This is a genomic window from Allorhizocola rhizosphaerae (assembly GCF_003426775.1).
Taxonomy (GTDB): Bacteria; Actinomycetota; Actinomycetes; order Mycobacteriales; family Micromonosporaceae; genus Allorhizocola; species Allorhizocola rhizosphaerae.
The window spans coordinates 1-11,868 of the sequence record NZ_QJUG01000242.1; the positions used below are offsets into that span (position 1 = coordinate 1).

Consider the following 11,868-nt stretch of genomic DNA (forward strand, 5'->3'; position numbering starts at 1 on the left):
GTGCACCCTGGGTGCACCGCGGCGCACAAGGCGATCGATTTGCCGGAAACATGAGCAATATTGATGAGAAATTATCAGGTGTTTTGAGACCATAGGCCTGATATGCTGGGAAAAGATTCTCATTCGATCCCAGTATCGCCCACTTTATACTGATTTGTCCGATTCTTAGGTGCACGTAGGTGCACCTTCTCTGTTTCTCGAGCCCCCTTGCCAGCCAGCGCCTGCAGCGACGACAAGGCGAGCCTTCTCCAAATCCTCCTACCGGGCAAGGGCCTACGGCACTTGGCGCTCTCCCCTGCCGCTTTCGCACATCCGGCGGGGAGGCGTGGCGATACTGGCGCCGCGCCAGTATCGCTATCCCGGACGCAGTTGAGCATGCAAGGATCTTTTGCCCCGTGCTGTGGAATTCGGGACGGCGAGCCCCCTGCGTCGTCCACGAAACGACATGTCGTCTACAGCTTGCGTAGCGGTATCGAAAACCCAGCAACCGTCCCGCGGTGGCGCAGCCCTCATGCGAGCTGACTGGACGGTAGATAAGGGCAGGTGAATAACGAAGCCTGTTGCGTGAGGCGTACGGACGGTTACACTTGTTGCAGTTAATTCAGATGGAGCAGATGGAGGTCCACGTTGAGCGATCTATTGATCCGGGACGCCAAAGCCCTTCACCGCGCCCTGAACAAGTCCGGCCCTGAGGTAAACGTAGCCATATCGCGGGAGACAGCCGAGTTGATATCCCGGCTGCTCGACGCCCGGGCACGCGGCGAGCAAATCCTCGTCTCCCCCGGCAACGCCGAAGTCACCCCGACCGAGGCAGCCGTGCTACTGGGCATGTCACGTCCTCAAATCCGCAAACTGATGGACCAAGGACAGCTGGAATTTCGCAAGGTCGGCACTCACCACCGCATCCGTGTCGCATCGATCAGCAGATTCCTGGAAGCCGAACGCCCACGACGACGCGAAGCGCTGGCCGAGCTGGCCGCCCTGCAAAACGAACTCGGCCTCACTGAATGACCAACCCAGGCGATGACGCCAGCAAGGCCGACCTCATCCGCGTCGTACTAGCCGACGCAAACGTGCTCTACTCTCGCGTCCTGCGCGACTACCTGCTCTACGCAGCCGACCAAGAGATCATCGCCATTACCTGGAGCCCTCAAATCCTCGCCGAGACCACCGACCACCTCACACGGAACGTGGCCGGCTTCGACAACGCCGCCGCCCAACGGCTGGTCCGCGCGATGAACCACGCCTTCCCGTACGCCGAAATCAACCCCGGCCCCGAGCACCTGCAGATGCTGGCCGAGGTGTCGCTTCCCGACGAAAACGACCGCCACGTCCTAGCCGCAGCACTGGCCGCCGAAGCGACCGTGCTCTGCACATCAAACACCAAAGACTTCCCAGCCAGCATCGCCGACCCCTTCGGCATCGACGTGGTCACACCCGACCAACTACTCAGCCGACTGGTAGACGAATTCCAACCACAGATGCTCGCCGCCCACCAGAAAGCAGTCGCATCGCTAAACGGCGCGACCGACGAGTCGACCGTCAGAGCGCTCGGCAGAGCAGGTGCCTCAAAGACAGCCGCTCTGATGGCCCGCCTACTCGGCATCGATAAACCACCGCACCGCGCACACATCGCCGAAGATCAGAGACCAAGCACCGAAAAGTCTCACACACCGAACCCAGCGCCGAGAAGAGACGAGCGCGAGCGAAGCGACGCGCGATGATCATGTCCACAACGGAACCTTTGGCTGACGGTTCCGCGCCCGGTGTCGCTGCGCTCGGCGATCTCTTTGAGCTGCCACCTGTGATCCGGACACCCTGAAGTCCAGACATTGGTCTGGGGAAGGATGTCCTGGTGGCAGGTAAGTCGAAGTATCCGGAGCAGTTCCGGCGGGATGCGGTCGGCTTGGTCCGTTCCGGTCGGGCTGTCCGTGAGGTTGCCCGTGAGCTGGGGATTCACTACGCGACGTTGCACTCGTGGGTGGTCAAGGACCGTGAGCGGCAGCGCCCTGGCGGGTTGTCGCCTACTCCCGACGATCGTGATATGGAGCTGGTGGACCTGCGTAAACGGGTTGCCGAGCTGGAGTTGGAGAAGGAGATCCTGCGTAAGGCGGCCGCCTATTTTGCCAAGGAGATGGGTCGATGACCTACCGCTACCGGTTCATCTCCGAGCATCGCGCCGTGTACGGCGTCAAGCGGTTGTGCCGGCTGCTGGGCGTGCGCCGGCAGGGTTTCTACGAGCATCTGGCCGGCGAGCCGGCACGGGCGCGGCGGGCGCAAGCCGACGATGAGCTTGCCGCTGAGATCGCCGGAATCCATGTGGCGCACCGGAAAGCGTATGGTGCCAGACGTGTCGCGGTGCAGCTGCGTCGCGACGGGCGACGGGTCAACCGCAAGAAGGTAGAGCGGATCATGCGGCAACGCGGGATCGTCGGGTTGACCCGCAGGCGCCGCCGGTCGCTGACCAGAGCAGACCGTGGCGCCGCGCCCGCGCCGGATCTGCTGTGCCGCGACTTTAGCGCCGAAAGGCCGGGCGAGGTGTTCGTCGGGGACATCACCTACTTGCCCACGGCGCAGGGCTGGCTGTATCTGGCCACGGTCATCGACTTGTGTACCCGTGAGGTCGTGGGGTACGCGATGGCCGAGCATATGCGTGCTGATCTGGTGTGCGAGACGATCGAGGTTGCTGTGGCCCGTGGTCTGACCGGTCCTGGCGCGGTCTTCCACTCCGACAAGGGATCGCAGTACACGTCGGCTCAGCTGCGTGCCACGCTGGCTCGGGCGCAGCTGCGGCCTTCGACGGGGCGGACCGGTTCGTGTTACGACAACGCCGTGGCGGAAAGCTGGTTCGCCACCTTGAAAACCGAGATCGGCACTCAGGTCTGGACCGACAGAACCGTTGCCCGCCAGGATGTCCTGCAATATCTGATCTACTACAATCGGCATCGTCTACATTCGACGCTCGGCTACCGTACACCCTACGAGGCGCGGATCGGGTATCGTCACAGCCTCACCCTTGTTGCATGAAGATCCGGTGTCCGGTCAACGGGTGGCACTTCAACTATTGGTCCCATGAAAATCCTGCGGCTTTCAGACGATTCGCTGACTGGACAGGACGAAGTTTGCAGCGCCGCCGTGGAACACGCTCCGGCCATCGACGCCCTGCGGTACGAGGAAACCTTCCAACCCTGCAGGCTCACGCCGCGGATCGTCACCGGTGCCCGGCTCGGGTATGCCATGCAGGAAGATTCGCAACATATTGCCTGCTGGCGGCTGTTGTCAATCGCTTCGCGTACGGCCTCGACGGCAGGATGTTCGTCGCCCCGTCGCGATGCGAAAGTCGTCCATTGGCCGCTGCCTCCGCGAGAGCGGGATGGTTGAAGTTCCGCTGACGTACAGCCTCGGCGATCGTAGGCAATAGCATGGTCGGATCGCGGTGAGAGTCGAGTGGGAGGTCGATCTGCTCGGCTCCGGGGCGGGCCAGCGCCGCCGTGAGCCGCTGGGGACCGACACCGCTGCGACCGGGCAGCATGTCGTAGATCATTTGGTTCGCGCCGCCCAGCAGCAGTCGGTTGCCGACTACTGTGAGCAATTCGAACAGCTCCCTCTGTCCGCCAGCCGGCTGGCGGCGGTGGCGGCCGACGGGATGTTCGGCGGGCGTCGCGGTGGCGATCAAGACGGAGGCGGCGCTTACAGCGATGGCAGTGCGCCTTGAGGGTTCGGGCCACGGGGTACTCCTGCCTACCGGCTGCGGGCCGATAGAGCGCATCCGGCGGGAACGCGGCGCGGATGGATAGCACGGCGTATGCGACGCCCAAGATCGCGTCCTGCGGCCGAAGCCGGCCATGAATCTCCGCGAAGCGGCGATCCCCGGGTACCGGAACAGCTACCTGCACACCGACAAGCGGGCCCCCGGGAGCGGAAGCCTTTTGGCGCTTCATCGCCGAACCGATCAATACCGACGGCCACACCTTGCACTGAAAGCCTGTTGGCAAAGGATGTCGTAAGGGTTTGATCTAAGTATCCGGTCGATACTTATGATCAATGACGGCTTCGTGATGGTCCGGATTGGACAGAAGGCGGGATCCCGGCTATAGAAGAGTTGTCGAAGCTTTTCTGCCGCAAGGAATCCCGCCTGTGTCTGTATACCCTACCGTGGCTGCTGATGCCAGATGCGCGGGCCGGGGATGTCGATGCGCCACGCGAGCGCGGGTGTACCCATCGGACATGACCGACGCCGAGTGGGAGGTACTGGAGCCGGAGGCGGCCGAGGTGATGGACCAGATCCGGCTGGCGCCGGGCCGGCCGATGGACCATCCGCTGCGGCCGATGCTGGATGCGGTCCGGTATGTGGTGCGCAACGGCATCGAGTGGCGGGCAGTGCCGGTCGACTTCCCGCCGTGGGAGGCGGTGTACGCCTTCCACGACCGGTGGAGCCGCCGGGACCTGCCCCAACGACTCTCGCACCGGCTGCGTGAGCGGCTACGCCGACATGGTGGCCGCAACAGCCAGCCGACCGCGGCGATCGTCGACTCGCAAAGCGTCAAGTCTGCGGAGTGGGCGCACACGTTCGAGGTCGGCTACGACGGCAACAAGAAGATCACCGGGATCAAGCGGCACCTGGCCGTCGACGTGGAAGGATGGCTGCTGGCCGTGGTGGTATCCGCCGCCTGCGTCGACGACCGACTCGGGTTGAAGCTGCTGGTCATCAGGCTGTTGGACACCTTCACGAAGCTGAAGGTGATCTGGGCCGATGCCGGTTACAGCGGCAACCCGCTGGCCACCTGGGTCAAAACCGTCGCCGCGATCACTCTGGAGATCATCGCCCGGCCGAACGCCCACGAGTTCAAGGTGGTCCCACGCCGGTGGGTGGTCGAGCGCTCGAACGGCTGGCTGATGCGCTACCGCAGGTTGTGCCGCAACTACGAGCGCCGCAACACCAACCACGAAGCGATGATCTGGTGGGCCAGCACCATCATCATGACCAGACGACTGGCACGCATCCACCACCCACCCGATCCCAAGACATACCAGCCACGTTGGGGGCAGCCACGCCCATCAATGGCAGCTGCGACCTGACCCCTTTGCCAACAGGCTTTGAGCCTTACCGGGTGGATCGATGACGGTGGAAGCGGCACGGCAGCGGCACGGCAGGCGGACGGAAGTGCGCTCACCCATGCTGGCTTCGGTGTGCTGTCCCCGCAACGTGGCGGGGACGCACGACCGAGACGTGCGGGGTGACAGACGCCGTTCACCCCTGACCTGGGGAGGAATCAATGCGTATCACACACGTCGCGATCGCTGCAGCGTTCCCGGCGACGTTACTGGGCGTACCGGCCATGCAGGCCACGGCAAAGCCTGGGGGGACGGCGAGCCCGCCGCCGGTGCAGTGTGTCGACAACGGAACCAGCGGCAACCGCGTACAGCTGGTGTACACCTACGAACCTGGCACAAGCCGTTTCGCTGAGCGGGAACCGTTGATGCGCGCGGCGGCCTGGGTCGCACAGCAGAACATCAACGACAGCGCCCGGCGCGACGGCGCGCAGCGCTGGCTGCGGTACCTGACCACTGCCACCGGATGCCAGCTTGTCATCAACTCGGTAGAGGTGCCGGCCGGGTCCACCAACGGTGGAACGTTTCCCGACCCGCTGAAGGCCATGGGCTACAACCTGCCCGCGCGCACATACGTGATCCTGTCGGAGAACTTTCGCCTCAGCTGTGCCGATACCCGCAACGACGGGGTCGGTAACGACAGCACACCGAGCACGTCCAATCTGCACAACACGAAGACGTGGTGGCTCACGTTCCAGCCGTCGTGCTTCACCGGGCACACGATGACGCACGAGCTCGCGCACTCTCTCGGTGGCGTGCTGCCGAATGCGCCGCACTGGGACGGCCCCGGTGCCCACTGCACCGACGGCAACGAGACGCTCTGCCAGAACACGTCCACTGTGGTGTGTCCCGATCCGCTGGCGGTGCGCATGCTCGACTGCGGCCGCGACGACTACTTCGCCGTCAACCCGCAGGGTTCGTACCTGCCCACCCACTTCAATGCGGCACTGCACAGCCTCTACCTGCAAGCCGGTTCGAGCGTGTCGCCGTTGACGACGATCCCGCCGCTCGCGCCGCAGGTTCTGCGCGCTACCGATGTCGAGGGCACCTCGATCGCGTTCAGTTTCGTTCCGAGCATGCTGCCGATCGGCGGCGGGTACACAATGGACTACGAGTTGCTGCGCAACGGCACCGTCGTCGCGACGGTGCCCGGCTGGCAGACGACCGTCCGCCTGACCGGCCTCACCATGAACACTTCGGCCACCTACACGATCCGCCATCGCGTCACCGTCAACGGGATCGTCCGGACCTCACCAGCGTCGCAGCCGCTGACCGTTACCACCAACAGCAGCACGGCTCCGGCAGGACAGGCGGAGAACGGCGCCGTGCTGATGCTCACGAACGACGTGACCGACCCATCCGGTCCGAAGCTGGCGATGGACCTGTTCAATCACAGCGAAAACGACAACGCCAACATCGTGCAATGGTTTGCCAACGGCGTGCACAACCAGCAGTGGAGGCTCACGACGTCGGGCAGCGGCTACGCGATCCGCAGCCACCACAGCCTCAAGTGCCTGACACCGCTGAACGGTGGCACGGCCCCTGGCACGTACGTGTGCAGTCGCCGTGCACAGGCGCGACCGCGCAGCAGTGGGCATTCAGCACCATCACCGGCGTGACATACCAGATTCGCTCCATTGCCGCCAACCTGTGCGTCCAGGCCGAGGGTACCGGCACCGGCGGCGGGACGAAGCTCGTGCTCGCCGCATGCTCCACCAGCGAGCCGACCCAGCGCTGGACCAGCAACCGCATCGCCTGACCACACCGTCCAGAATCGGGGCGCGCCATCACGACGGATGGCGCGCCCCGGCCAGCGGTACCGGGATGGGCAACGCGAGGTGCACAGTGAGCGCCGGAAGCCACCGGTGGTTCCTTGTCCACCGCCAAGGCATACGCGGATACGCTGGGCAGGCGCACCAGCATTCGCCAGCAAGGTCTGCTTGCGGCCAAGAGCATGCCCGAGCAGCCTCATTTACGGCTGGGCCGGATCGTCGCGGCGCAGTTCCTTGACCTCGCTCGGCGTGGGCACGTCTTCGTGGGTGCCGTGCCGCCCTCCGACATAGCGATATTGCGCTACAAGCAAGTCCCGTCCGATCAGTTACGTGGTGACGAGGCAGCTATGCTTGCGATCCTCTTCGAGGGACAACCTGATGGTAGATCCATGGCCCCGCGGCTCCCGCTGCCAATCCCCGTCCCGCAACGACTCGGCCAGCCCTGCGAACGGTTCCCGCGACCAAAGCCCATCACCACCTGGGTACCGGGCACACCCGCCGACCAGGCCCCGATCACGCGTGCCGCACACGCGGCCGAATCCCTGGCCGCCTTCCTGTCGGCTCTTCATCAACCCGCCCCCAACGGCGCACCCACCGGCCGAGACCGCGGCGGGCCACTGGCCGACCAGGCTGAGGGATTCGCCAAAGCCCTGGCCTCCGCTACCGAGCGAGGGCTGATCCCGGACCCGGACGCAGTCCTCGCCGTCTGGCACACGCGCTTACGCCCCTCAATGGGCGGGTCCGCCGCTATGGCTGCACGCCGACCTGCACCCGGCCAGCGTCTTGACCGCCGACGGCACCATCTGCGGCGTAATCGACTTCGGCGACCTCTGCGCCGGGGACCCGGCATACGACCTCGCCGCCGTGTGGCTCCTGCTGCCGGAGGACACCATCGGCCACTTCCAAGCGGCCTACCGGTCGACTGTGGACCCCGCCACCGTGCGCCGTGCCCGCGGCTGGGCAATGGCGCGCGTCGTCGGCGGTATCCTCATCGGCGATGCCGGCATGCACGGCCGCCCCGGCGGCAAGCCCACCTGGGGCCCACCCGCCCACGCCGCAATGCAACGCCTGATCGCCACAATCGGCTGACCCGGCGATCATATCCGACGGCCACCGGCGGTCGACAGACGCGATCAACCACCCGAACATCGGCAGATCAGGTCGGCGAACCTCTGGGCCTGCAGGCAATCGGAAACTTGAATGTTGGATCACGTCCCTGAGGCCATGAAGGCGGCCAGGATGTAGTTGGCATGCCGATCAAGATTCTTGCGTGCCCGACCGTAGCGCATCGTGGTACGCGGGTCGGCGCGGCGGGCGGCGATCTGGGTGTCGCGCAGGCTGACCCCGGCGTCGAGCATCGTGGTCACATAGGTGTGGCGCAGCATGTGCGGGTGCATCCGCGCGATCCGCACCCCGGAGACCGCAGCCGGGTGACGCAGGCGGCGAGTGGCGGCGTGGCGATCCATACGCCGGCCACACTGGTTGAGCAGGATCGACCCGCTGGCGCGCTCGCCGACCACGCGCTCAATGGCCCTCCCGACCGCGGGTGGCAGCGGCACCAGGACGGTCTTGTTGCCCTTGCCATAGACTCGCAGGACCCGATGACCATGTTCCTCACCGAGATCGGTGATGTTGGCCCGGCAGGCTTCGAAGATTCGTAGCCCGATCAGGCCGAGCATGGCCACCAGCGCGCAGTCGTTGTGGTTGCTGGAGGTCCGGCCCGCGACGATCATCGCTTCGAACTGCAGATGCGACAAGCCCAAGGTAGGTGATTCTGCTGGGACCGCAGGCCGACGGACGTAAGCGGCTGGTGAGGTGGACAGGACGGTGTCGATGACGCAGGTGCGGTAGAAGCAGGTCCACCGATAGGCGCCGAGACACGGTGGAGGGTTTGAACCGGCGGGTCTCCTGCAGCCAGCGTAGGAACAGTTCGATGTGGACCCTGCCCGCCTGAAGCGGGTCAAGTTGCTGATCGGCGCACCAGCCCAGAAACACCCGCAGGTCGGGCTCGGTATGAGCTCGTGACCCGCCCTGGTAGCGAGACCGATGCGCGACCACCGCCACCTCCAGCAGCCGACCCTCGCCACCCGGCAGGCCGCCCACCACGACCGTCATACCTCCACGATCGGCCGGGACGTCACGACTCGCTCGTCCTCGCTCAAACTCATGCACGATCGGTGGCAAAATCCGTGAAACTGGCAGAACCGTGAGGATGACGAGGTCAAGGGGAGCAAGCGTAGCCAGCCCTACCAGAAATCCGGTGACAGCGCTGCATGGCTTCATAGATCATGAAGGCATGCAGCACCCGATCCGTGCCCGCATCGTGGACCTGCGCCAGATGCTCAATGAGTGGGACTTCATCGGTGTCAGGGAATTCAGTGCCCACGATGACGAGTACGACTGCCTCCTCGGGCCATTGCTGACTAGCCTTGCCTCCGGAGCCGACGTCAAACAGGTCGTCAGCCTCCTGCGCGACGACATAGAGGGCCACTTCGGTCTCGATTCGACCAGCATCGACATCGCCGGCTTCGCCGCGAAGGTGGTGGTTTGGTGGCGAAGCGAACAACGGTCGACCGAGTGAGCATCGCAGCAGCCGCCCGGTCGGCGGCAGATCCGCGCACGTGACCTTGGACTCCCTTTTGCGAGATTGGCGTGCGTGATCGACGTGCAGGTCCGCAGCGACAGGCCGGATACTGTCTGTCCGCTCACCGGGAGCCGGAATCTGGCCAGCAAGCGAGGACTGCATGAAGCTAACGCTGACTTATGAGGGCGTTCTGCCGTCGCGGCGGAACGGCATCTCAACCGCAAAGGCGGCACTGCGATCGGCGTTCCATCCACAGCTCGTCGAACAGGTCCGCAACCGTGTGAATCCGAAGAACCTGCCTAGGATTACAAGCACGGTTGAAGGGCAAGAATTTGTTTCAATCGCCAACAAGTATCTGCGTACTGCGGTTGAACTCGATGTACTGCTCCTTACTCGGCGGGGAGTTCGTGCAAGTGGCGATATGGACAACCGCCTGAAGACGCTGATCGATGGTCTGACTCGTCCTCAGAACAAGGAGCAGATGCGAGCGTTTCAGCCGCCACACGGCGGCGGGCCGATGTACTGCCTGCTTGATGACGACGACCGGGTAGTGCGGCTCGGGATCGACAGCCGTCGGTGGTATGACCCGCGCGCGAACGACGGCGACGCACTCGTCGTGATAACAGCGACGATGGTCCTTGGCGAGGACGCCAGCATGAATAACCAAACCCCAACGGCTAACCTTTTCGTAGTCTTGTAGCTACCAAGTGGATCTTGATAATTGGAACACGCCCTCCCACCTCCGAGCTGATGGGAGGGCGAGTCGGACTCTACAGTCGCTAAATACGCGGCTCCGTAAGCCGTCTGGCGGTCTCGATCCGCGTGGCTGACGCCGAGGTTACCGCCAATATTCCTCGCCGAGCTTCGTGCCATGAACCATAGCTGTATACGGCGCTCATCATCTACCCGATGGGCAGGTCAGCTGCGATAGCCAGGTGACCTGATGGGAGCAGTTTTTGGGACGTATCCCCCGCGGAGTTCGACCTGCGCCTCGACCACGTTTGCGCTATTCGATGGTCGGATGATTTGCCGTTGCTGCGCGTTTCGGTTCGTCAAGGGCGGCTCGGCAAGGGCACCAACCTGCGCAGGCCGGAAAGTGGGATCGAAGGCGTCGCGGTTCGGACCCCAGCGCGACATCCGCTTCGCGGCATGAGCGGACGTTCGCTTGAGATCAACGGGTCAAGGCAAGGAGTTCGTCGATTGCCGGCTCCGGACCGCCATAGGTGAGGTATGCGATGGCAAACATTGGTGCGATCACTCGGCTCCAGGCGTACAGCCTGTCCCCATCGAGTCCGCACGCGGCCGCCACCTGCTGGCAGCGCGCCTCGACACCCTCGTGTCCGGCGCCGGACACCACATAGTCGACGGCGTCGAAACACGGATCGCCCACGCACGCCTTCGGATCGATCGCGACCAGACCCCGTGACGGGCCGCCGTCCAAGACGTTGCCCAGGTGCAGATCGCCGTGTAACAACACCAGCGTCTCCTGAGTGTCCAGCAACCTCTCACAGCGCCGTATCGCCCGTCGCCAGGCCACCTGATCGACCCGCGCGGCGATGGTCGGCTCGGACAGCCGACGGCCGATCCGCACGAAAGCCTCCTCACACCGACCGCGCAGATCCCACGGCCATCGCGCGGGCGGGGCAACAGCATGAAGCGCGGCAAGCAACTCTGCCCACAACCGCGGCAACGACTCCCCCGGCACTTCCTCGGCCTCGGTGCCGGGTAGAACCTCCTCCAACACCATCGCCCCAGCCTGCGCGTCTGTGGACAACACGGCCGGCACCCGACCCGATGGCGCGAACACCCGCAGCATCTCCGCCTGCCTGGTCAACAGCGCCCTATCCGGACTGAGCTTGAGAACCGCCGGCGTTCCGTCAGGCCATCGACAGCGCATGACCACAGAGGAGGCACCGCTGTCGAACGGCTCACCGAGCACGAGCCCCCACCGGCAGGCCAGCCGCGCAGCCAGGTTCGGAACCTCAGCAATCCACCCTTCGACCTCGGGACCAAACCGACTCACCAACCGCGCACCCACTTCTCCCATGCCCACCGCGGTAGTCTGCACCCGCACTACCAGTGTGCGCACATCGGCAGATCCGGGCGTTCAATGGTGCGCCGTCGCCCAGATCCTTTGTACGGAACGGGTTCCGTTCTGATACGAGGTCCAGCTTGTCTGATGAGGGCCCGTCGGAGACGGAGGCCCAAACAACGCGATAGTCGTATGTGGATGTCAAGGCTGATCGCTGGCGGATGGCTAGGGTGACCGCGAGGAAGCTCCACCACGACCAGCCGCCGACTTCCGCCACGCGTCGCTTCTGGAAATTCCCCTTCATGACTTTTGCCCTCGGCGCAGCTTGGAATCGCCCAACACGACCCGATCAGCGCAGTACTCGTGCC

At 64.4% G+C, this 11,868-nt stretch carries 13 protein-coding genes and 1 pseudogene; 12 read left to right on the forward strand and 2 right to left on the reverse strand.

Going from position 1 to position 11,868, the window contains the following annotated elements; all coding sequences use genetic code 11:
• Positions 1 to 627 precede the first annotated feature (627 nt).
• From DM816_RS34845 to DM816_RS45570, 10 genes and pseudogenes are all read left to right on the forward strand, one after another.
• Positions 628 to 1,011 carry a helix-turn-helix domain-containing protein gene (locus tag DM816_RS34845; RefSeq protein ID WP_117214716.1) on the forward strand — a complete coding sequence of 128 codons (384 nt, stop codon included), beginning with the start codon at positions 628 to 630 and terminating at the stop codon, positions 1,009 to 1,011.
• Positions 1,008 to 1,724 (forward strand): PIN domain-containing protein, encoded by a 717-nt coding sequence (locus tag DM816_RS34850; protein WP_117214717.1) that lies wholly within the window; start codon positions 1,008 to 1,010, stop codon positions 1,722 to 1,724. Before DM816_RS34845 ends, DM816_RS34850 begins: the two co-directional genes overlap by 4 nt.
• Positions 1,725 to 1,855: 131 nt before the next feature.
• Positions 1,856 to 2,146 (forward strand): transposase, encoded by a 291-nt coding sequence (locus DM816_RS34855; RefSeq protein ID WP_162908138.1) that lies wholly within the window; start codon positions 1,856 to 1,858, stop codon positions 2,144 to 2,146.
• A complete protein-coding gene (locus DM816_RS34860) occupies positions 2,143 to 3,027 on the forward strand; it encodes an IS3 family transposase (RefSeq protein WP_117214719.1) in 885 nt (294 codons plus the stop codon). Before DM816_RS34855 ends, DM816_RS34860 begins: the two co-directional genes overlap by 4 nt.
• A 45-nt stretch (positions 3,028 to 3,072) precedes the next feature.
• Positions 3,073 to 3,381, forward strand: coding sequence for a hypothetical protein (locus DM816_RS43130; RefSeq protein ID WP_162908139.1), 309 nt, complete (start codon positions 3,073 to 3,075; stop codon positions 3,379 to 3,381).
• A 55-nt stretch (positions 3,382 to 3,436) separates the two neighbouring features.
• Positions 3,437 to 3,715, forward strand: coding sequence for a hypothetical protein (locus DM816_RS34865; protein ID WP_117214720.1), 279 nt, complete (start codon positions 3,437 to 3,439; stop codon positions 3,713 to 3,715).
• 512 nt (positions 3,716 to 4,227) lie between these two features.
• Positions 4,228 to 5,079 carry an IS5 family transposase gene (locus tag DM816_RS34870; RefSeq protein WP_117214721.1) on the forward strand — a complete coding sequence of 284 codons (852 nt, stop codon included), beginning with the start codon at positions 4,228 to 4,230 and terminating at the stop codon, positions 5,077 to 5,079.
• A gap of 197 nt (positions 5,080 to 5,276) precedes the next feature.
• Positions 5,277 to 6,731, forward strand: coding sequence for an RICIN domain-containing protein (locus DM816_RS34875; RefSeq protein WP_117214722.1), 1,455 nt, complete (start codon positions 5,277 to 5,279; stop codon positions 6,729 to 6,731).
• Positions 6,728 to 6,871 carry a hypothetical protein gene (locus DM816_RS43135; RefSeq protein ID WP_162908140.1) on the forward strand — a complete coding sequence of 48 codons (144 nt, stop codon included), beginning with the start codon at positions 6,728 to 6,730 and terminating at the stop codon, positions 6,869 to 6,871. The genes DM816_RS34875 and DM816_RS43135 overlap by 4 nt, the downstream gene beginning before the upstream one ends.
• 399 nt (positions 6,872 to 7,270) lie before the next feature.
• A pseudogene (locus DM816_RS45570) lies at positions 7,271 to 7,973 on the forward strand (phosphotransferase); the annotation flags it as partial.
• A 119-nt stretch (positions 7,974 to 8,092) separates the two neighbouring features.
• On the opposite strand, the gene DM816_RS43990 reads toward DM816_RS45570, so the two are convergent.
• Positions 8,093 to 8,647: a tyrosine-type recombinase/integrase gene (locus DM816_RS43990; RefSeq protein ID WP_211588985.1), complete on the reverse strand. Its 555-nt coding sequence runs from the start codon at positions 8,645 to 8,647 to the stop codon at positions 8,093 to 8,095.
• Positions 8,648 to 9,144: 497 nt separating this feature from the next.
• Here DM816_RS43990 and DM816_RS34895 point away from each other — a divergent pair, with 497 nt between their 5' ends.
• Complete coding sequence (locus tag DM816_RS34895; RefSeq protein ID WP_211588986.1) at positions 9,145 to 9,465, forward strand: hypothetical protein; 321 nt, start codon at positions 9,145 to 9,147, stop codon at positions 9,463 to 9,465.
• Between the two features lie 163 nt (positions 9,466 to 9,628).
• Entirely contained in the window at positions 9,629 to 10,168 is a 540-nt protein-coding gene (locus DM816_RS43140) for a hypothetical protein (protein ID WP_162908141.1), read from the forward strand.
• Between the two features lie 471 nt (positions 10,169 to 10,639).
• On the opposite strand, the gene DM816_RS34905 is transcribed toward DM816_RS43140, so the two are convergent.
• Positions 10,640 to 11,515: an aminoglycoside phosphotransferase family protein gene (locus DM816_RS34905; protein WP_117214726.1), complete on the reverse strand. Its 876-nt coding sequence runs from the start codon at positions 11,513 to 11,515 to the stop codon at positions 10,640 to 10,642.
• Positions 11,516 to 11,868 lie beyond the last annotated feature (353 nt).